This window comes from Kitasatospora sp. NPDC059146 (assembly GCF_042786665.1).
In the GTDB taxonomy this organism is placed as follows: domain Bacteria; phylum Actinomycetota; class Actinomycetes; order Streptomycetales; family Streptomycetaceae; genus Kitasatospora.
The window spans coordinates 9598-28370 of record NZ_JBHZCY010000011.1; the positions used below are offsets into that span (position 1 = coordinate 9598).

The 18773-nt window shown below is 73.3% G+C and carries 22 protein-coding genes and 2 pseudogenes; 9 read left to right on the forward strand and 15 right to left on the reverse strand.

What is annotated here, in order from left to right:
- Positions 1-117: 117 nt before the first annotated feature.
- From ACFXPX_RS06970 to ACFXPX_RS07000, 7 genes and pseudogenes are all read right to left on the reverse strand, one after another.
- Positions 118-1050 (reverse strand): ribosome-inactivating family protein, encoded by a 933-nt coding sequence (locus ACFXPX_RS06970; protein WP_375896892.1) that lies wholly within the window; start codon positions 1048-1050, stop codon positions 118-120.
- Positions 1051-1392: 342 nt separating this feature from the next.
- Positions 1393-1866 (reverse strand): annotated as a pseudogene (locus ACFXPX_RS06975) (NUDIX hydrolase); the annotation flags it as partial.
- A 113-nt stretch (positions 1867-1979) separates the two neighbouring features.
- Positions 1980-2429 (reverse strand): annotated as a pseudogene (locus ACFXPX_RS06980) (hypothetical protein); the annotation flags it as partial.
- 28 nt (positions 2430-2457) lie between these two features.
- The gene (locus tag ACFXPX_RS06985; RefSeq protein ID WP_380639946.1) at positions 2458-2655 is read right to left on the reverse strand and encodes a DUF397 domain-containing protein; all 198 of its coding nucleotides are present in this window, start codon (positions 2653-2655) and stop codon (positions 2458-2460) included.
- A gap of 45 nt (positions 2656-2700) precedes the next feature.
- On the reverse strand, positions 2701-3300 hold the full coding sequence (locus ACFXPX_RS06990) for a DUF5919 domain-containing protein (RefSeq protein ID WP_380639948.1): 600 nt from the start codon (positions 3298-3300) through the stop codon (positions 2701-2703).
- A gap of 112 nt (positions 3301-3412) precedes the next feature.
- Positions 3413-3613, reverse strand: a complete 201-nt coding sequence (locus tag ACFXPX_RS06995; protein WP_380639950.1) for a DUF397 domain-containing protein — start codon at positions 3611-3613, stop codon at positions 3413-3415.
- A gap of 4 nt (positions 3614-3617) precedes the next feature.
- On the reverse strand, positions 3618-4442 hold the full coding sequence (locus ACFXPX_RS07000; RefSeq protein WP_380639952.1) for a Scr1 family TA system antitoxin-like transcriptional regulator: 825 nt from the start codon (positions 4440-4442) through the stop codon (positions 3618-3620).
- Positions 4443-4589: 147 nt separating this feature from the next.
- Here ACFXPX_RS07000 and ACFXPX_RS07005 point away from each other — a divergent pair, with 147 nt between their 5' ends.
- From ACFXPX_RS07005 to ACFXPX_RS07025, 5 genes are all read left to right on the forward strand, one after another.
- On the forward strand, positions 4590-4796 hold the full coding sequence (locus ACFXPX_RS07005) for a hypothetical protein (protein WP_380525821.1): 207 nt from the start codon (positions 4590-4592) through the stop codon (positions 4794-4796).
- Positions 4793-5032 carry a hypothetical protein gene (locus tag ACFXPX_RS07010; protein ID WP_375895550.1) on the forward strand — a complete coding sequence of 80 codons (240 nt, stop codon included), beginning with the start codon at positions 4793-4795 and terminating at the stop codon, positions 5030-5032. Before ACFXPX_RS07005 ends, ACFXPX_RS07010 begins: the two co-directional genes overlap by 4 nt.
- Before the next feature lie 72 nt (positions 5033-5104).
- Positions 5105-5572, forward strand: coding sequence for an NUDIX domain-containing protein (locus ACFXPX_RS07015; RefSeq protein WP_380525818.1), 468 nt, complete (start codon positions 5105-5107; stop codon positions 5570-5572).
- A 48-nt stretch (positions 5573-5620) separates the two neighbouring features.
- The gene (locus ACFXPX_RS07020; RefSeq protein WP_380525816.1) at positions 5621-6427 is read left to right on the forward strand and encodes a DUF4253 domain-containing protein; all 807 of its coding nucleotides are present in this window, start codon (positions 5621-5623) and stop codon (positions 6425-6427) included.
- Positions 6428-6477: 50 nt separating this feature from the next.
- Positions 6478-7002: an SMI1/KNR4 family protein gene (locus ACFXPX_RS07025; protein WP_380525814.1), complete on the forward strand. Its 525-nt coding sequence runs from the start codon at positions 6478-6480 to the stop codon at positions 7000-7002.
- A gap of 33 nt (positions 7003-7035) precedes the next feature.
- Here the strand turns inward: ACFXPX_RS07025 and ACFXPX_RS07030 are convergent, their stop codons facing one another.
- From ACFXPX_RS07030 to ACFXPX_RS07040, 3 genes are all read right to left on the reverse strand, one after another.
- Positions 7036-7701, reverse strand: coding sequence for a hypothetical protein (locus ACFXPX_RS07030; protein ID WP_380525812.1), 666 nt, complete (start codon positions 7699-7701; stop codon positions 7036-7038).
- An 83-nt stretch (positions 7702-7784) separates the two neighbouring features.
- The gene (locus tag ACFXPX_RS07035) at positions 7785-8867 is read right to left on the reverse strand and encodes a response regulator transcription factor (RefSeq protein WP_380639954.1); all 1083 of its coding nucleotides are present in this window, start codon (positions 8865-8867) and stop codon (positions 7785-7787) included.
- 154 nt (positions 8868-9021) lie between these two features.
- Complete coding sequence (locus ACFXPX_RS07040; protein ID WP_380525808.1) at positions 9022-9972, reverse strand: hypothetical protein; 951 nt, start codon at positions 9970-9972, stop codon at positions 9022-9024.
- A gap of 281 nt (positions 9973-10253) precedes the next feature.
- On the opposite strand from ACFXPX_RS07040, the gene ACFXPX_RS07045 reads away from it, so the two are divergent.
- Positions 10254-10583, forward strand: coding sequence for a DUF1330 domain-containing protein (locus ACFXPX_RS07045; protein WP_380400657.1), 330 nt, complete (start codon positions 10254-10256; stop codon positions 10581-10583).
- Positions 10584-10659: 76 nt separating this feature from the next.
- Here ACFXPX_RS07045 and ACFXPX_RS07050 read toward each other — a convergent pair whose 3' ends face one another.
- On the reverse strand, positions 10660-11478 hold the full coding sequence (locus ACFXPX_RS07050; RefSeq protein ID WP_380525806.1) for a hypothetical protein: 819 nt from the start codon (positions 11476-11478) through the stop codon (positions 10660-10662).
- 181 nt (positions 11479-11659) lie between these two features.
- Positions 11660-12595 carry an NAD-dependent epimerase/dehydratase family protein gene (locus tag ACFXPX_RS07055; protein WP_380525805.1) on the reverse strand — a complete coding sequence of 312 codons (936 nt, stop codon included), beginning with the start codon at positions 12593-12595 and terminating at the stop codon, positions 11660-11662.
- Positions 12596-12744: 149 nt separating this feature from the next.
- Between ACFXPX_RS07055 and ACFXPX_RS07060 the strand changes: the two genes are divergently transcribed.
- Positions 12745-14103 carry a hypothetical protein gene (locus ACFXPX_RS07060; protein ID WP_380525803.1) on the forward strand — a complete coding sequence of 453 codons (1359 nt, stop codon included), beginning with the start codon at positions 12745-12747 and terminating at the stop codon, positions 14101-14103.
- Positions 14104-14172: 69 nt separating this feature from the next.
- Here ACFXPX_RS07060 and ACFXPX_RS07065 read toward each other — a convergent pair whose 3' ends face one another.
- Together ACFXPX_RS07065 and ACFXPX_RS07070 are read right to left on the reverse strand one after the other, a co-directional pair.
- Complete coding sequence (locus tag ACFXPX_RS07065; RefSeq protein ID WP_380525801.1) at positions 14173-14454, reverse strand: hypothetical protein; 282 nt, start codon at positions 14452-14454, stop codon at positions 14173-14175.
- A gap of 4 nt (positions 14455-14458) precedes the next feature.
- Entirely contained in the window at positions 14459-14698 is a 240-nt protein-coding gene (locus ACFXPX_RS07070) for a hypothetical protein (protein ID WP_380525799.1), read from the reverse strand.
- A 106-nt stretch (positions 14699-14804) separates the two neighbouring features.
- Here ACFXPX_RS07070 and ACFXPX_RS07075 point away from each other — a divergent pair, with 106 nt between their 5' ends.
- Both ACFXPX_RS07075 and ACFXPX_RS07080 read left to right on the forward strand, forming a co-directional pair.
- On the forward strand, positions 14805-15326 hold the full coding sequence (locus tag ACFXPX_RS07075; RefSeq protein WP_380525798.1) for a peptidylprolyl isomerase: 522 nt from the start codon (positions 14805-14807) through the stop codon (positions 15324-15326).
- Positions 15323-15763, forward strand: coding sequence for a hypothetical protein (locus ACFXPX_RS07080; protein WP_380639956.1), 441 nt, complete (start codon positions 15323-15325; stop codon positions 15761-15763). The genes ACFXPX_RS07075 and ACFXPX_RS07080 overlap by 4 nt, the downstream gene beginning before the upstream one ends.
- Positions 15764-15788: 25 nt before the next feature.
- Here the strand turns inward: ACFXPX_RS07080 and ACFXPX_RS07085 are convergent, their stop codons facing one another.
- A complete protein-coding gene (locus tag ACFXPX_RS07085) occupies positions 15789-18542 on the reverse strand; it encodes a M4 family metallopeptidase (RefSeq protein WP_380639958.1) in 2754 nt (917 codons plus the stop codon).
- Positions 18543-18773 lie beyond the last annotated feature (231 nt).

An 18773-nucleotide genomic window follows, 5' to 3' on the forward strand; every position in this document is an offset into this window, starting at 1 on the left:
CGCGGGCTGTGGGCGGATCCTCTGGCGGGCGCGCCCCCCCGGGACCGGGTTGTGCTCGCCTGCCGGGCGGGGGGCCCCCCGCGGGCGGCCCCCCCGCCGTGGTGTTGCGGGGTCAGTTCACCGGGAGGAACCGAGGGCGAGGAGGTAGCCGATCCGGTTCGGGTAGCCCGGAATGGGGCTGCCGAGCAACAGCTGCGGGGTCCGGTAGGTGGTGCCGTTGATCTCGAACGGCGGGGTCGACGGGTCCTGCATGACCTGGTGGAGCCAGCGGGAGACCGCCGACCACTGGTTCTCCCAGCTGATCAGGGCGGCGGGGACCGGCTGGTTCGCCCTGGTGCGCAGGTTGTTGCTGACGTGCGCCCGGATCTCCTCGAAGCGGGCCGCCTCCGCGAGGGCCTGGATCAGGACGAGGTAGCTCTGGTTGCGCAGCGTGGCCGAGGTGGCCGTCGAGTGGCTGTCGTAGAAGTGGATTAGCCCGGTGGCGAAGGCGATCTCGGTGGCGCCCATGCGCACGGTCGCGCGGGCGGCGCTCCCCAGGGCCATGTAGCTGGACCCCACGTTGAGGTTCCCGACGGCCCGCTGGTACCCGGCCCGCGCGAGGATCTGCTGCAACGCCACCCGCTGGTCGGAGAAGCCGAGGATCCCGCTCACCGAGCCGGAGTTCTGGCTGGGGGTCCAGATCCCCATGATGTACAGGTTGTCCGAGCGGAAGTAGACCGAGCCGATGTGCTGGCCGCCCTGCTGGAGCCGGACCTCGATGAGGTGCCGGTCGTCGTCGGGCCGGATCTCGGTGTCGTCCATCCGCCCCATGAGGACGGAGTTGCCGCGGGCGGCACCCCGCAGCTCGGTGATCACGCTGTCGTAGTCCGCAGCGGCCTGGGACGGGTTGTTCTGGACGATCCCGTCGAGGCTCCAGTCGATCTGGAAGAGCCGGTTCGTCCCGGTGTTCGCCTGGGCTGCCGTCGTCGACGACGCCGCGAACAGACAGGTCAACAACGCCAGGACGACGGCGAACAGGGTGCTGCGGTGGATCGGGCCGGGCGACTGCATCGTGCTCCTTGGACTTGCCGGGTCCCGCGGGCGGTTCAGGAGGCCTCGGAGCACGGGGAGAGAAGGCCGATTCACCAGGTCGAGGACCGGGTGACGTGGCGGGCGCGGCGTCAGGTCACCCGGAAGTCCTCGGTAGGGCGGGGTGGCGGAACTGCCCGCTCGTCGCTCCGAGTCGGGCATCCCCGCGATGACCAACGCCGCGTCGGGAACGGCAGCACGAACCGTCGGCGAGCCGGATCGGTCGGGACGCGCTCTTGCGCCAGGTGATGGGGGAGTCGGGGTCCATGGCGGTTCCCCCTGGAGGAGTGGGAAGTCGGCGGGCCCGACTTCCCACGCGAGGTGGCCAGGGCCGGTGAGACGGTGGCCGTCGTGGGAGCGGATGTGCGGAGGGCCGGAGTGCAGGGCGTCGAGGATGCGGACGGCATAGACCTCGCTCATGCGGGCGACGACCTCATCAGGGGTGAACCAGGTGATGGCGGTGGACTCGGGGGAGAGCCGTTCGGCGCCGTCCTCCGGGTGGCAGCGGAAGACCAGGGCGACGATGCCGCGCGTCAAGTTCTTGTAGACGCCGGTCAGTCGGTCGACGCCGACCCTGAGGCCGGTCTCCTCGTGGATCTCGCGGCGCAGGCCGTCCTCGACGGTCTCGGTGAGTTCGAGGACGCCGCCCGGAGGCTCCCAGGTGCCGTTGTCGGCACGGCGGATCGCCAGCACGCGCCCGTCCTCACGGACGACCGCTCCTGCGACTGACACGGAGTGGAGTGGCGTTGACGGGGGCTTCCTGGCGCTGTTGCTCACGCGCAGGAGGACAGGAGGCATGAAGGACCATGACGAGTGGTGACATGGTGTCGTCGGCCAAGGCGACGTACCTGCGGGAGGGTTGGGGGCGCCGCTGCCCCGGGGGCCGGGGCAGCGGCGCGTGAGCAGGCCGGTCAGGTGCGGGGGAGCGGGTCTTCCGCGGGGGGTGCGCTGTACTTGGCTGTGATTTCGTCGGCCGTGGACCCGTCGAGCAGCCTGAGAGCCCACGGGCCGGTGTTCACGTCGAATTCCTTGCCGAACCCGACCCACTTGCCGGCCATACGCCGTCCGGTCGGATCGACCAGCAGTTGGATGGCGCCGTGGTAGCGGGCGCCCCGGTAGTAGCCGTCCTGCGCGGTCTGTTCGACCCAGGTGCCGGTGACGATGTTCCGGTCGATAGTCAGGTCGAAGGACAGCGGGGAATCGGGGTTGGAGGAAGCGGAAGGGAGCGAGTGCCCGGTGATGCGGTTGCCGTTCTGCGTCAGGACCACGTGGTGCAGCCCGGTGAAGGTGTCGTCGCGGCTGCTGCTGAAGAACTCGTAGCGGCTCAGCCAGATCCCGGAGTGGTTCACGGTGCCCGGCTCCCGTCGGCCATGTCGGGTCCTCCCGGTTTCAGGGAGTGGGGAGTTCGCCGGTGCGCACGGCGGTGACGAAGGACCGCCAGGCGGTCGGCGAGAACTCGAGACGGGGACCGTCCGGGTCCTTGCTGTCCCGCACGCGCACTGGACGGGCATCCGCCACCTCGACGCACTGACCGCCGCTGCCGCTGTGGGTGCTCTTGCGCCAGGTGATGGGGGAGTCGGGGTGCATGGCGGTTCCCTCCTGGAGGAGTGGGAAGTCAGCGGGACCGACTTCCTATGCGTCTGTTGTGGTGGTGCTGCGGATGTCGCGGCCCCGGGACCAGAGTTCCTCGATGTGCTCGGTGAAGCGGTCGAACATGCCGTTCTCCCCGCTGCGCCGCAGGTGCATCAGGGGCGAGTCGTGGCCGACCGTGCGGGCGAGGTGGGGGGTGACGAGGGCGTGCTCGTCGAAGCGGAAGACGGACAGGCCGACGTGATTCGGGCCGTCCTCCGGGGCGCTGAAACGGGCCTCGATCCCCTCGACGCCGGAGAGCTTGGCCAAGCTCTCCAGCGTGACCCTGATGCGGGTGGACACGGTGAGGGCCACGTCCTCGATCTGCTCGCGCTCGCGCGTCGTGTCGGAATCCGGATCGCCGAGCAGGAAGCGGATCCGGCACCCGCTCTCGGCCTTGCGGCGCAGGGTCTGCAGCAACTCGGGCTGCTCCAGCCAGACGAAGTAGTTGGTGTACCCGGCGAGGAAGACCTCGGACCGCGCCTCCGCGATCAGCTGCGCCCAGACCGATCGAGGGCAGGCCGAGCGGTAGGGATAGACGGCGAACACCTCCCGGTCGTGGCCGGTCTTGAGGTTCGCCCGGAGGGGGTTCGGCAGGGTCACTGGTTGATCACCCCTGGAGTCGCGGGTGGCCTGGGGGAGTTGAACTTGGCGGCGGCGTGGAGACGGCCCCGCCACCCCGGAGGCCGGGGCGGCGGGGCCGAACGCTTGGGGGTCAGGGGGCGTCGAGTTCGCCGCTGCGGACGGCGGTCACGAAGGACTGCCAGGCCGTCGGCGAGAAGCGGAGTCGAGGACCCTCGGGGTCCTTGCTGTCTCGCACGAGACCCGGGTGCGCATCGTCTACTTCGATACAGGCGCCGCCGTCGTTGTTGCTATGGCTGCTCTTTCGCCAGCTTTCGTGCTGGTTCACATGCACGGCCTTACTCCTTCGAGATGCGCCTGATCGCCGCCCGAGAGTCTCTGGGCGACAGGGCCATGGCCCTGAGCAGATCGTATGACCTCCGGCGGGCGGCTACGCCCTCGGAATCTTCGATGAGTTCACCGCTGCGAGCACCTTCTTCCCATGCCACCAACGGACGGCCCGGCACCGAATAGAGGAAGAGCGATCCTCCCATCTCGGCGTGGACCCCTGCGGTGAATGGCAAGACCTGCACTGTGATGTGGGGTCTCTGGTCCGACGCGATGGCGTCGAGTTGCTGCCTCATCACTGCGGGGCTCCCGACAGGCCTTCGGAGAGTCGACTCGTCAAGAATGAACCAGCAGTGTGGAGGGGCCGACGAAACCAATCGTTTCTGGCGGCCGAGACGCGTCCGTACCAGTGCGTCGAGCTCCTGCGGGGTTGCCTGCGGGTGACCCGCGAGCAGTGAGTGGCGTGCGACCTCGGGGGTTTGGAGGAGCCCTGGAATGGTGGCTGCAGAAAACTCCTCGATGGCCTCAGCCTTAGCCTCAATTTCTGACCATTGACGGTATTTGCCGGGAAACTTTTCGTTCTTGGCGAGCAGGTAGATGCGGCCGAAGCGTCCGTCGGTGCCGAACGCGACATCGAGCTTGGCAGGGAGCTCGGGCGGCGGCATCGATTCCGCCCGCTCGATTCGGGCTAGATGCCCCTTCGAGAAACAGCCGAGAATCTCGGTCAGTTGATCAAGCGACATGGAGCCGGCGAGCTCTCGGTGGTTGCGCATCTCCCAGCCGAACAGGTCGCGGGCCGAACGCCCTGGGTCCAACTTGTTGGGCTTGAAGGCCATGGCGTTCCTCCGGTGTGTCCAGCTGCGTTGTGGCACACGTCCACGCTGGTCAGGGTAGCTGCGGTGAGCGACGCTTGAGGCACGGAAAGTGAAGTCGGTTGTGAATCGACTCGTGTGACTACAGATCCGCACGGAAGGTGATCAGTCATGGTCATGAAGCCCCCTCAACCAGCCAAGCTCCATGGCTACGGTGTCCGTTGGGACACCGAGGACCGGTGCTACCGGGTGCGCAACGAGTGCACCGGGGCGTGGCTGTGCAGGCCCGACGGTGAGCGCAGCGGCTTCTCCTCCTTCACCGAGGCGTTCTCGGCCTGGCGGCTCTTCGAAGTCCACAAGCGGCCGGGGGAGTTGTGACCCTCTCCCGTGTCACGGCCGAGCAGCGCCGGCAGGCCGCCGCCGTCCTGGACGACCTGACCACTGTTCTCGCCCTGGGTCGGGTCCACCTGCCCACCCTGGAGGTGGATTGGGACACCGGCCGCTCCACCTGCGAGTACCTGCTGCACCTCACGGCCCGTCCGCTCGATCTGCTGCGGATCGTGGACCTGCTGCGCAAGGGCCTGCGCTACGAGCGCCTCACGTATGACGACTGAACTCCTCGCCCGCCTGCTCTGGTGGGCCTGTTTCTCCGCTGTCCTGCTGTACGTCCTCAGGAAGTGAACCCCGTGCACGACCCCCGCCTCCTCGCCAAGCCCCCGATCTGTCGGCTCGGCTGCCTTGTCCTGGTCCGCAACCAGAACGGCGACGTCCTGCTCGTCGACCCCGACTACCTCGACGGCATGATCCTGCCCGGCGGCCCCGGCAAGGCCAACGAGCCCCCGCACCGCGCCGCCGCCCGCCACCTGCACGCTCAGACCGGCATCATCCTGCGCCTGACCCACGCCGTCGCCCTCGACTACACCCCCTCCGACCGCTACCTGGAACGCTTCAACCTCGTCTTCGACGGCGGCACCCTGCGCGACGAACACCCCCTCACCGTCCCGCCCCAGAAGCGAAGCCGCCTGCACGGCGCCCGCTTCGTCCCCGTCCACGAACTCCCCAACCACATGGCCCCCTCCCAGGCCGCCCGCACCGCCGAAGCCCTCACCGGCCGCGCCCTCCCCCTCCTCCTCCACGGCCAGCGCCCCGACTGACCGACACCGGCCGGCCCGCTGTCAGTGCCCGCCCCTACCGTTCACCGCATGACCTGGCCTTTCGACACCGCCCCGCCCGTCCCCCTGCCGCCCGGCCGTCCCGTCGTCGGGGACGAGGGGGCGGGCACGCAGCCGTTGCTGTGGATCAGTGACGGGCCCGCGCCCGCCGGCCTGTGGGCCGAGCTGCACCGCGCCCACCCGCGCAGCGGGTTGTGGCCGCTGCTGCTGAGCCCGCTGAGCGCCGGCGACCCGGACTTCCGCCCCTGGCTGTCCGGCGAGCTGTTCCCCGAGCACGTCTCCGACTTCGGGTCGTACGACTCGGCCGCCCTGCTGCGCACCTGGTGGGAGGCGGGTAGCGAGGAGGACGAGGACGAGGACGGCGGCGACGACGGGGAACTCGCCGAGGTCCTCGCTCCCTACGGCCGGACCTGGCCCGGGCCCGCCCCCGCCGTCACCGTCCCGGCGGGTGTGGCCGACGCCGAGGCGCGCGGCCTGGCCGAGGTCCTGGCGTCCTTCAAGGACGTACGGCTGGGCCTGGTGCCCGCCCGCAGCGGCGCCGAGGCGCTGGCCGCGTGCGGGTGGAGCGGGCCGCTGAACCACGAGAACGACACCGCCAGGATCGCCGCCGTCCTCGCCGACTGGGAACGCCGCTTCGGCGCGCAGCTCGTCGAAGTCGGCTTCGACACCCTCCACTTGAGCGTCCCCGTCCCGCCCGCCACCGTCGCCGAGGCGCTCCCGCTCGCCGCCGAGCACGCCGCCTTCTGCCCCGACCAGGTCCACCAGGGCGCCGGCACCCTCACCGCCTACGCCGAGCAGCTCGTCGACTCCCACCAGTGGAGCTTCTGGTGGGACTGAGCGCTGTGCGGGGTGACATGACGAGCGGTATCGACAGGCTCGTACAGATCATGGGTGATTCCGGCCGGGAGCGCGCCGAGGTGGACTGGGAGGGGTCGATCGACCGGCTCGGGGTCCGGCTGCCCTCGGACTACCGCGAGCTCGTGGAACGGTACGGCTATCTCGAGTTCGGCGGGGACATCAGGTTCGCGTCGCCGGTGCTCGAACCCGGAGGCCCGGAGGAGGAGACCTTCAACAGCCTCTACTACTTCAACAAGGACGTCGGGGAGATGCTGGCGGAGTGGTACACCTGGGACGGGGTGTCCGGCCGCCCGTACGAGCCGTTCCCGGCGAAGGGGTGCCTGCTCGCGTGGGCCAACAACACCGGCTGTGACTACTTCTGCTGGGACACCTCGGCCGGCGACCCCGACGAGTGGCCGGTCGTGGTGTGGCGTTTCAGCATCAGTGAGATGGTCCGCTTCGACGGCGGCATGGCCGAGTTCCTCGCGGCCGTCATCGAGGGTGGGTTCCCCGACGCCGACGAGTACCTGGACCGGTCGATGGGCCCCGACCTGTGGCGCTCGCGCCAGCCGTGATCCCCACCGCCCCGACGGCCGGACCCGGGTCGCTCAGCCGTGCGGGGTGGTCGGGCCCAGGGTGATGACCGGGCCGAGCAGCGGGCGGCAGCCGTCCCAGGTGATGGCCTGGCCGGGCGGGCAGGGGGTGTCGGTGCGGACCGGCTTGGGGGCCGGCGGGACCGGCCGGGGCGGAACGGTCGGTTCGAACATCGGGTTCCCAGTGTGGGCCGGGGCCGGGGCCGGGGCCGGCTCGGGGGCGGGCGGCTGCTCGGCCGCGGGCTGCTTCTTCGCCGGGGCGGCCGGGGCGTGGGCGGCCGGGGCCTGGGTGGTGCGGGGGCGGGCCGGGGCCGGCTTGGTGGCGGCGGGCTCGGGCGCGGCCTCGGCCCCGTCCTCGGCCTGGTCGGCCGCGGGGACGACGGTGGGGACGGCCGTGGGCGTCCCGGTCTCCCCCGGCACCGGGGCCGTCGTCGGCGCCTCGACCGAGGCCGAGGGGGAGGCCGACAGCGAGGCCGAGGGCGTGCCGGACGGCGTGGCCGCGGGGGAGGGGCTGGACGTGGCCGCCGCGTCCTGCGCCGCCGGGGCGGTGCTGCCGTGCGAGCCGGTGAGCAGCAGCGCCCCGCCGAGCCCGGCCGCGCCGAGGACGCACGCCCCCGCCGCGACGGCCAGGGCCTGCCGGCGCCGCTTCGTCGTCCCGCTGCTGTCGTCTTCCTGCGGCATCCGGCCCACCCCGTTCGCGTGATCATGTGTTCGAGCTGGGCGGATGCTACACGAACCGTCAGGGCGTACGTACCGCAACCCCGTCACTGCGGCGGCAGGCCCAGGGTGGGGAGGTGGCCGGCCATCAGGAGGGTGACGAGTTCGCGGCGGGTGCGGGTGCCGGTCTTGTCGGGGATGGCGCCCACGTGCTGCTGGACGGTGGGGACGGTCAGGTGCAGGAGGGCGGCGATGTCCTTGGTGCTGGTGCCGCGCACCGCGTGGAGGGCGACCTGCTGTTCGCGCGGGGACAGGCCGTGGGCGAGGACGGCGAGCGGCAGGTGCTGGACGGGGGAGACGGGGGAGGCGATGACGGCGACACCGTCGGCCGGGCCGTCGAGCGGGGTGGCGTGCAGGGCGAGCCACTGGCCGTCGGGGGTGCACACCCGGACCTCGGCGGGGCGGCCGGTGCGGGCGGCCTGGCGGGCGACGGTGAGGAAGCCGCTGGGCACGCCCGGGACGAGGCCGCCGGGTTCGGCCATCCGGGCGATGAGGTCGCGGGCCGCCGCGTCGGCGGAGCGCAGCCGGCCGTGGACGTCGAGGACGGCGACGGCCGGGGCCGGGGCGGGGAGTGCGGTGGTGGTGCGGGTGGGGCACAGCGAGGCGCGGTGGGCGGCGCGCAGGGCGGTGCCCACGGGGGTGACCAGGCGGGCGGCCAGGCGCAGTTCGGGCAGCTCGTAGGGGCCGCGGCCGTTCTCGCGCATGAACGCGGCGCTGCCCCAGCGGCCGCCGCCGAGGTCGAAGTTGATCCGCAGTTCGTCGCCGTAGCCGCAGGGCTGGAGCAACTCCCGGTAGCGGAGGCTGCGTTCGGGCTGGCCGTCGGTGGCGCGGCCGATGCTCTGCACCCGGTGCCCGGCGGCGCGGATGGCCTCGAAGGTGGTGGCGTCCTCGCCCTGGAGCTCCAGGCGGACGGCCTGTTCGAAGCGGGCGGGGTCGAGGCCGGAGGCGACGGTGGAGGTGGGGAACCCGGTGACCGGGTCGGTGCCGTGCCAGCACCCGCCGTCGAAGCCGAGGGGGCCCTGGAGCAGGGCGTGCAGTTCCCGGAACAGCTCGGCCGTGGGCAGCCGGGCGGCCGCCAGTTCGCCGATGGTGCCCAGCACTTCCCGCTCGATGTCACGTCGTTTGGCCACGGACCGAAGGCTAGGGAAGCGGGCCCCCGTTGTCGGTGGACGTACGAACGAATGGCCGGGAGCAGGCCGAGGGTGACCGAAAAATTCGGGGGCGGGTGCCACTGCTCGGCACCCGCCCCCGCCCCCGATCACCCGTGACGCGCCGCCGTGGCGGTCAGCTCCACGGGTTGGCCGGTTGGTCGTCGATCGCGGTCCAGAACCTGGTCTGGGTCGGCAGGGTGCCGTTGGCCCACAGGCCCCAGCCCGACGCGTCGTGGAACTCCGCCATCCGGAAGCCCGCCCCGAACGAGGCCGCGCACAGCTGGTCGGCGGTGGCCCGGCTGCTCAGCTGGGTGCCGGGCACCGGCGCGGTGGCTTTCACCTCGCCGCCGGCCCAGCTGTGGAAGCCGCTGGTGGGCACGCCCGCCGGGGCGGGGCGGCCGTCCTTGCGCAGGCACAGCACCGGCAGCTGGGTGCCGGCCGGGGTGTCGCCCTGGTACGGGTTGCTGGCCGTGTCGTAGCCGACGTGCACCACGTTGTCGGCGCGCTGCTCCAGGTTGGCCCAGGTCATGCCCTTGTGGGCGCCGACCGGGCCGAACAGGGCCTCGTAGCTGCTGCGGTAGATGTCCCACTGCTGGTAGGCGCCGTCGTTGCAGCCGAACATGTAGAGCTTCCAGCCGCCGAAGTTCTTCTCGGTGTTGTCCAGGCACAGCGAGCTGGAGACGTTCTGGATCCGCACCCCGACCATGTCGTACTTCGCGGTCTGGCCGGCCGCCGTGTACGGGGTGATCCTCCACATCTGGCTGGTCACGTTCGTGTAGCACTGGGTGCCGCTCGGGCGGCTGTCGGAGGCGGTCAGGCAGGAGCGCTTGTCGACCTCGTTGTTGATCGTGTAGACGCCGTTCCAGCCCGGGACCGGGGTGAACACCCACTTGCCCGGGTTGTTCGAGGGCGCGCAGGGGTGCATGTCCTGGGTGTCCCACACCGCGCCGTCGGGACAGCGTTCGGAGGCCTGGTTGAACAGGACCGTCGCAGGGGTGTCGGCCGAGGCCGCGCCGGGGGCGAGCGCCAGGCCGCCCAGGGCGAGCGCGGCCGAGAGGACGATGCGTCGGATGAGCGAGCGCAAGGGATCTCCAGATCGAGGAGGCAGGGGCAGGGGAGCGAGGGCGGTACGGCCGGCCGACCGACCCCCACCCTGTCAGGAACCCGTCACCCGCCGGTATCCGAGCTTTCTCGGACCCGCCCGGCACCCCCGAGGGCGTCCGTACGTCACCCCTGCCGACCGACCTACCTACCTACCGACCTGTCGACCTACCGATACGCGACCGATTCGCCCGCCACCCCCCACGCCCTACCGTCGGGGACGTCAGCAGGAACCACCCACGGCGAACCCCCAGGAGCACCCCCATGACCGCCTACGCGATCGCCCAGGTCCACTCGGTCGAGTTCGGCCCCGACATCGTGGAGTACCTGGAGCGCATCGACGCCACCCTCGACCCCTTCGGTGGCCGCTTCGTCGTCCACGGCGGCACGTACGAGACGGTGGAGGGGAGTTGGGGCACCGGCGGCACGATCGTCATCGAGTTCCCCGACCTGGAGCGGGCCCGCGCCTGGTGGGACTCGCCCGCCTACCGGGAGATCCTGCCGCTGCGCACCCGGCACATGAACGCCGACATCATCCTGATCGAGGGCGTGCCGGCCGGCTACCGGGGCGCGGACAGCCTCCAGGCGCACTGAGGACGCCGAGGACGCCGAGGACGCCGAGGACGCCGGGGGTGTCGAGGACGCCGAGTGCGCCGCCGGGCCCCGGGTCTCAGGGACTGACCTGCTGGATGTGCTGGACGATGGGGACGGCGAGGTCCTTGATGTGCGGCAGCCGGTCCACGATGTTGTCGCCGTCCAGGAGGAGGACCTTGTCGCCGATCCGGACGGCGAGCACGTCCCGGGTCGCGTACGGGCCCGTCGGGGAGTTCTTCACCTCGATGGCCTCGTCGCCGAGGTTGGGCACCGAGGTGACCGTCACGGTGTGCGGGACGGGCTTCTTGTCCCAGTCCTGGCCGGTGTAGGTCTTGCACTTGTCGGCGTAGGCGCGGATCAGGGCGAGCTGCTTGGTGGCGGTGCCGGGGAAGTAGGAACCCAGGTGGATCCCGGCCTCGTTGACGTCCTCGGACACGAGTTCCTCGGCGTGCGCGGTCTGGTAGCCCATCGCGAGGCTGTTCCCGCCCGCGGTGGTCAGCCAGTTGCAAGGGTTGTCCGTCAGCGTCGGGTACGGATCGTCCTCGAAGTTGTCGCCGGTGTCGGTCTCGCTGCTGTCCTTCATCGTCCAGCCGGCCGGCAGGGTCGCCGAGGTGGGCAGCAGCGGCTTCAACTGGCGCCCGCTCAGCGGCTTCGGGCCGCTCGCCGTGGGACTCGGGGAGCTGACGACGGGCGGGGCGGTGGGCGGGGCGGCGTCGATCGTCGGCGTGGTGCCGACCGGCGGGGCGGCCGTGACGGCGGGCCCGGACGGCGAGGCGCTGCCCGCCGACAGCGGGCTGGGCAGGTCGAGATTGTTGGCCGCGCACCCGGTCAGGGCGACGGCCGCGGCGACGGCGACCACCGCACCGGCGGCGACTGGAGTTCTGGTCGTGGACACAAGGATCCCCCCGATCCTGGGCAGACGAACTGCGCACGGACGTACGACGATTCGCGTACGTGCGGTGGTCATCCTGCCACGCGCCGCTACCGCCCCGTACGCCGGTCCGTCACCTCCCGCCCCCGGGGCCCCTGCCGCCCCCCCCGGGCCCCTGCGGCCGCCCGCCGCTGGGCCCGCCCGGCTACGACCGCTCGCGCCACCAGGCGACGGTGGCCGCGAGCTGCTCCTCCAGCGGGGTCGCGCGGACGGCGAAGGCGGCCTCGTAGGCGCTGGAGTCCACGACGAAGGGGCGGTCGAACTGGTAGCGGGTCTCGCGCAGTTCGCGCAGCAGCGGGGAGAACAGGCCGCCCGCGGCGAGCAGGACGGGGGAGAGGCGGCGCACCGGGACGGGGTCGGTGCCGGCCTCGGCGGTGAGGCGCTCGACCATGGTGCGCACGGGCAGGGCGGGGCCGGTGGGGACGTGCCAGGGGCGGCCCCAGGCGCGCTCCTCGCCGGCGACCTCGACCATGGCGCGGGCGACGTCGGGCAGGTAGGTCCAGCTGTGCGGGGCGTCCGGGTCGCCGAGGACGGCGACCGGGCGGCCCCTGAGCAGGGCGGGCACGGCGCGCGAGGCGAGGTGGCCGCCCTCGGTGACGCCGGGGCCGAAGAAGTCGGAGGCCCGCACCTCGACCGCGCGGATCCGCCCGGCCTCGTGCAGGGCCCGGGCCTGCTCCCAGGCCGCGGCGCGGACCCGGCCCTTGGGGCCGGTGGCGGCGAGCGGGAGGTCCTCGGTCATCGGCCGCTCCACCGGGCCGTAGCCGTACAGGTTGCCGAGCATCACCAGGACGGCCCCGCTGTCCTCGGCGGCCGCGCACAGCGCGGCGGCGAGCGCGGGCCAGTGCCCGGCCCACTGCGGCAGCGGCGGCGCGGCGCAGCCGTGGATCGCGACGGCCCCGCGCGCGGCCTCGGCCAGCCGCGCCGGGTCGCTCGCGTCCAGGGCGAGGTGCTCGACGCCGTCGGCGGGGGCGGCGGGGCGCCCGGTACGGGTGACGACCCGGACCTCGTGGCCCTGTTCGGCCAGCAGGCGGGTGGTGGCGGCCCCGGCGGGCCCGTGTCCGACGACGAGGTGAAAGCTCACGCGCCCACCTTAGGGGCCGTCGCCGACAGGCGCTGACGGTTTGTTCCGGTCTGGGAGAGCTCGACAAATACCTGGTATGGCAATAGCAAAAAAGGACCTATGCTGTCGGGCGTTCAAGATCTCTTCACAGGAAAAACAGGTCTGCCCGCATGAAGCTGCCCCGGGTGTCCACCGTCGTCGCCGCCGCGGTCCTGGCGCCCGCCGTCCTCTTCCCCTCCTCGGCCTCCGCCGCCGACGCCCCCCAGCCCACCGGGCTCACCGGCCCTGACACCGCCTCCGGCTCCACGCCGGACGTCACCCCCGGCGACGACGGCGTCAACGGCGGCCCGGGCACCAGCAGCCGCCCCCAGGCCCCCGAGGGGCAGGAGCAGCGCGACCGCGCCGAGATCCAGAAGCTCCTGGACGACAAGAACACCGGCCCCGGTGTGCGCGAGGCCGCCGAGCAGGCCCTCAAGGGCAACGCCGCCCAGCTGCGGCACTTCCTGGAGATCGACTTCCCCAAGAACCGCCTGGACGACCTGCGGGTGAAGGTCTCCCAGTACATGCACCGCGGCGGCCCGGCCGTGCGCGCGGCCGGCGGCAAGGTGCTGCAGGGCAGCGAGGCGGAGCTGCTGAAGTTCCTCTCGGAGGGCCTGCCGGCCGCCCAGGCCGAGGACGCGGACCGCGCCGAGATCCAGAAGCTCCTGGCCGACCCGGACACCGGCCGCGGCGTGCGCGAGGCGGGGGAGAAGGCCCTCAAGGGCGGCGCCGCCGAGCTGCGGCACTTCCTCGACGTCGAGCTGCCCAGGCAGCGCGCCGACGACAACCGCGTCAAGGTCTCCCAGCTGCTCGCCACCGGCGGCCGCGAGGTGCGCGAGGGCGCCAACAAGGCGCTGGACGGCAGCGACGCGGACGTCGCGAAGTGGCTGGCGGAGGGCTACCCCAAGGCCAAGGCCTCGGACGACCGCGTCGCGCTCTTCGTCGCGCTGTCCGACAAGAACACCGGCCCGCACACCACCGAGGCCGCCAAGAAGGCCCTCGCCGGCACCCCCGCCGACGTCGCCCAGTTCCTGAGCGACCTGCCCAAGCTGCGCGCCACCGACAACCGCGTCAAGGTCTCCCAGCTCATGGAGACCGGCGGCCCGGCCGTGCGCGCGGCGGCCGGCAAGGCGCTGGAGGGCAGCTACGACGACATCGTCAAGTTCCTCGCCGAGGGCTGGGCCACGGCCCGCGCCGCGGACGAGGCCGCCGCCGGCAAGCCCGCCGAGAAGCCGGCCGACAAGCCCGCCGGGCAGCAGGACCAGGGCGCCCAGCAGCCGCAGACCGTCCAGCCGGCCGCCCTGACCGGGACCGGCAGCACCGGCACCACCGGGACCACGGTCACCGGCGCCACCAGCACCACCGGCAGCGGCTCGCTCGCCGCCACCGGCACCGAGGGCCTCGGCTGGGAGGCCGGCGGCGCCGCCGCGGCCCTCGCCGCGGGCGCGGCCCTGGTCGCGCTCTCGCGCCGCCGCTCCGCCGAGAGCTGACACGCCGGGACTGACACGCCGGGACCGACACACCGAGGGCTGACCCCCGCTCGCGTCCGGCCCCCGAGCTCAGCGCCCGCCTTCGGTGAACCTGCGCGCGAGCCGCTCACGCCAACGCGCCGCGTCGGAGCCGTCCAACTGCCCCTCGAAGGCCCGGCGGGCGGCCGCCACCAGCTCCTCGACCGTCCCCGCCCCGGGCCCGGCGCAGTGCCCGGTCGCGGCGCCGTACACCGCCCACAGCGCCCCCTCGGTCGGGTCGTCCAGACCCAGGCAGGTCGCCACCCCGCGCCCGGCCAGCGCCTCGGCCGGCACCGCCTCGAAGACCCGCCGCAGCCGCTGCCCGTCCGGCACCCCCTCAGCTCCCGTCCCCGCCACCCTCGCCGCTGCCGCTGCCGTTGCTGCTGCCCAGGAGCCACCGCTCCCGCTGCCTGCGCCGCCGTCGGCGCTGCTCCGCGCCGCGCAGCAGGTCGCCCGCACCGAGCGTCACCGCCGCCACCGCGCGCACCCACCCCGGCCCGCCGCGCGAGGCCCACACCACGCACCCGCACCCGGCGAGCACCAGCACCAGCACCCCGACCAGCACCGCTCCGACCATCTCGGTGTCACCCCTCTTCTTCCTTCACCGGTTCGGCCACGAATCCTCGCATGTGCCAGGATGCGGATCCGAACACCGAACAGGACCGACGACGAAGGAGACACCCGTGGCCAACGCCCGGTTCGCCACCCTGCACACCACGGCGGGCCCGATCCGGCTGGAACTGTTCCCGTTCCACGCGCCGAAGACGGTCCGCAACTTCGTCGAACTCGCCGAGGGCGCCCGGGAGTACACCGACCCGCGAACCGGGGAGCCGGGCAGCGGCCCGTACTACGACGGCACGACCTTCCACCGGGTGGTCAAGGGCTTCATGATCCAGGGCGGCGACCCGACCGGCACCGGCACCGGCGGGCCCGGCTACGCCTTCCCGGACGAGTTCCACCCGGAGCTGTTCTTCACCAGGCCGTACCTGCTGGCGATGGCCAACTCCGGCCCGGGCACGAACGGTTCGCAGTTCTTCATCACGGTGGGCACCCCCACCCACCTCAACCGCAAGCACACCATCTTCGGCCAGGTCGCCGACGCCGCCTCCAAGGCCGTGGTGGACGCGATCGCCGCCGCCGAGACCGACGGCGAGCGCCCGGTCCAGGACGTGGTGATCACCGAGGTCGAGATCACCCACGCGTGAGCCCGGAGCGCGTGAGCCCGGAGCCGGCGGCCTTCCCGCCCCGCCCGGTACGCGGCGTGCGCGCCCGCTACGTGTTCCAGGGCGGCTGCCCGAGCGCCGTCGCCGACGCCACGGTCGACTTCGAGCCGTGGGAGGAGGGCGTGCACCTGGAGGTCGCCGACGGCGCCACCGTGCGCGGGACCCCCGGGCCCGGAGACCTCGACCGCTGCCACGCCGCCCTGGTCGAGGGTGTGCGTGCCGAGCTGGCCGAGCAACTACCCGGCACCGTAACGGCGTTGGCGCTGGTCGTGCACCACACCACGGTGCACGACGTGGACACCGGCGAGTACGCGTACCGCAGGGCCGGGCGGGTGGCGGTGCGCGAGGTGCTCGCCCTCCTGGACGCCGAACGGCCGAGCCGCCGCCCGGAGAAGTACGGGCGGCGGCAGGGGAGTTGACGCGGGCGGGAGTCCAGGCCGGAGCTCAGCAGCCGCCCGCCGGGCGCTCCCGGGTCACCAGGTCGGCGCGCCCCGCCGTGGCGTCCAGCCACACCACCCGGGTGCCCCGGTCGGCGGCCACCGCGTACTGGCCGCCGCGGTCGCAGGAGACCCGCTGCGCCGGGCCGCCCGCCAGCGGCACCTGCCACAGCTTGGGCAGCGCCGCGTTGGTCCAGCCGCCGGCCGGCTTCGCCGACGTCAGCTGGTAGCTGACGGCCTGGTCGGAGGCGGTCAGCGTGGCGAACCGGGGGGCCTGCGGGGAGCTCGCGGCCAGCACGTCCACGATCCCCGAGCCGTCCACCGCGCCCGAGCGGATGGTGCTGCGCCCGGCCGGGTCGACGGGGGTGTCCAGCCAGACCAGGCGCCCGCCCGCCAGCAGGGTGGAGGAGGTGCGGCTGGGCCCGGAGCCGGCCGGGGCGTGCGCGGTGTACTGGGCGGTGACCTTGCCCGCCGCGATGGAGTAGACGGTCGGGGCGGTCACCGTCCGGTCGCCGTCCTGCCAGGTCTCGGTCCAGCCGATCAGGCCGTCGCGCAGGGTCAGGCCGAAGAGGCCGTGCCCCTCGGGCAGCGGGATCCCGACCGCCGGGGCCCCGTCGTGGACGAGGTAGGCCCGGGTGCGGCCGGTGGTGTGGTCGGTGAGCGCGTAGGCGGTGTCCGGGCCGGAGACCTGGAGCCCGTCGAGGCTGTCGGTGGTGCGCAGCAGGCTGCGCACCGGGCCGGTGCCGGTGAGCGGGGCGGTGAGGATCTCCTTGCCGGGGCCGCCGGTTCCGCCCTGGGCCTCCCAGACGGCGGTGGTGCCGTCGGTGGCGGCCCAGCTGTGGAAGCGGCCGTCCTGGGGGCTGAGTCGTACGGGCTTGCCGCGGCCGTCGGTGGTGCCGGTGTACAGCCCGTTGCCGTCGGGGCCGTCGGCCAGGAGTACCCAGTGGCCGTTGGCGGCGACGGGGGTGGCCTGGCCGTTGGGGGCGGCGGGCAGCAGGGTGCGGGCGTCCATGCCGAGCCGCTGCTGCCAGCCGGCGCGGATCCCGTGGGCGTCGAAGGCGGCGGCGACGGCGCGCAGTTGGCGCTTGTCCAGGCCCTGGTCGCGGCCGGCGGCGAGGACGGCGTCGCGTCCGGCGAGGAAGTCGTCGGAGGGGGTGAGGTAGTCGGCGAGGGCGTGGTAGACGACCCGGTCGGCGGTGAGCGGGTCGAGGGTGCGCCGCACCTCCCACAGGGCGCCGCCGAAGATGGTGGAGTTCAGGTGCACCCCGCCGGTGTCGACGTCCAGGGTGCCCAGGTAGTCGTCGACGGTGGTGCGGTGGTCGTCCAGGCGGCGGTTCGCGCAGTCCTGCGGGGTGCCGGTGCGGCACAGCGACTCGCCGAGCAGTGCGGCGGTGGGGTCGTCCATGGCCAGGCCGCGGGCGGTGACCTCGATGGCGTTGCCGAAGTAGTCGGCGAGGGCCTCGTTCATGGCGCCGGACTGGCCGAAGTAGGTCAGGTTGGCGGTGTGGTCGATGACGGCGTGGGTCATCTCGTGGCCGGAGACGTCCAGGGCGGCGGAGAAGGGGTAGTGGCCCGGGAGGGCGCCGTAGACCATCTTGCCGCCGTCCCAGAAGGCGTTCGGGAACGGGGCGCCGTGGTCGCTGACGTTGACCACGGAGACGATCGGGCCGCCCTGGCCGTCGAGGCCGTTGCGGCCGAGGCGGTCGCGGTAGAAGTCGTACACGATCCCGGCGTTGACGTGGGCGTCGGTGGCGCCGTCGTCCCCGGCGGCGGCGGGGAAGGCGGGGGTGGGGGAGGAGGCGGGGACGGCGTCGGCGGGCATGACGTGGTCGAAGTCGCCCGCGTCGCGGCCGCCGGCGTCGTAGGTGGTGACGGCGGCGGGGCGGGTGAGGTCGGTGAGCTGGTAGCCGCCGTCGGGGCGCTGGGCGATGTTGACGGCGGCGGGGCGCCCGTGGGCGTCGGGGGCGGTGCCGGTGGCGGGGCGCAGGCCGTCGGCGGTGGCGGCACCGGGGGCCGTGGGCGCGGCCGTGGTCGCGGCCGCCGGGCGGGGCGCGCGGGCGTCGTGGGCGAGGGCGACGGTGCCGGTGGTGGCGTCGACGTACACCTCGCGGGCGGTGGCGCCGGTGCCGCCGGTTCCGCCGGAGCCGGGGCGCACGGTGTAGTGCTCGGTCAGGCGGCCCGGGCCGCCGGGCAGGACGACGGCGCCCAGGTCCTCGGCGGTGGCGCCGGTGCGCTGCTGCGGGTCGCTCAGCGCGTCGAGCGCGGCGGCGCGCAGGGCCTCGGCCGGGACGGCGGGGGTGGTGGGGGCGGTCAGGCCGGTGAAGTAGCGTCCGCCCACCGACTCGACCTTCTGGGCGTCGCCCTGTCCGGTGAGGTGCACCAGGTACTGGCCGCCGAGGACGGGGATCCCGCCGTGGCGCTGCTCGAACCTGACGGTGCGCCGGCCGTCGGGGCCGGGGGTGGAGGCGAGTTCGGTCAGCTCGCCGGTGTCGACGCGGTAGCGCTCGGGGTGGGCGGCCAGGTGGTCCCGGGCGGCCCGGACCGGGTCGCCGGGGGCGGGTTCGGCCAGGCCGGTCACCAGCTGCGGGGCGGCGGTGTCCCGGCCCTCGACCAGGGCGGGCACCGGGTCGGCGCCGCCGGCGCTCGGCGCGGACGCCGGTGCGGGTGCCGGCGCGGCCAGGGCGGTCGGTGCGGTCAGGGCCAGCGCCACGGTGGCGGCGGCGACGGCCAAGGTACGGGCGGTGCGCGGGTGTTGGGGCACGGCGGTCCTCTCGCGTGCGGATGCGGGGGCGCGACGGCACGGCGGTGCGGTCGCGCCCACCCACCATATGCAGTCCGGCGACATATGTCGATTGACTGCTCATCACGTGCGGTCCCGCGCGCCTCCCCGCTCCCCTCAACGTCCCCGTGCGGGAGGTGCGTTCACGCACCTCCCGCACCCTGCCCCCCCACCCTCAGGTACACGGCCCTCCAGCCGCCCACGCACACCCCG

Bases quoted from the DNA above. Each gene is read 5' to 3' on its own strand.
- ACFXPX_RS06970 (WP_375896892.1), bottom strand. From the start codon at position 1,050: ATGCAGTCGCCCGGCCCGATCCACCGCAGCACCCTGTTCGCCGTCGTC.
- ACFXPX_RS06985 (WP_380639946.1), bottom strand. From the start codon at position 2,655: ATGCACCCCGACTCCCCCATCACCTGGCGCAAGAGCACCCACAGCGGC.
- ACFXPX_RS07000 (WP_380639952.1), bottom strand. From the start codon at position 4,442: ATGGCCTTCAAGCCCAACAAGTTGGACCCAGGGCGTTCGGCCCGCGAC.
- ACFXPX_RS07005 (WP_380525821.1), top strand. From the start codon at position 4,590: ATGGTCATGAAGCCCCCTCAACCAGCCAAGCTCCATGGCTACGGTGTC.
- ACFXPX_RS07020 (WP_380525816.1), top strand. From the start codon at position 5,621: ATGACCTGGCCTTTCGACACCGCCCCGCCCGTCCCCCTGCCGCCCGGC.
- ACFXPX_RS07025 (WP_380525814.1), top strand. From the start codon at position 6,478: ATGGGTGATTCCGGCCGGGAGCGCGCCGAGGTGGACTGGGAGGGGTCG.
- ACFXPX_RS07030 (WP_380525812.1), bottom strand. From the start codon at position 7,701: ATGCCGCAGGAAGACGACAGCAGCGGGACGACGAAGCGGCGCCGGCAG.
- ACFXPX_RS07045 (WP_380400657.1), top strand. From the start codon at position 10,254: ATGACCGCCTACGCGATCGCCCAGGTCCACTCGGTCGAGTTCGGCCCC.
- ACFXPX_RS07060 (WP_380525803.1), top strand. From the start codon at position 12,745: ATGAAGCTGCCCCGGGTGTCCACCGTCGTCGCCGCCGCGGTCCTGGCG.
- ACFXPX_RS07070 (WP_380525799.1), bottom strand. From the start codon at position 14,698: ATGGTCGGAGCGGTGCTGGTCGGGGTGCTGGTGCTGGTGCTCGCCGGG.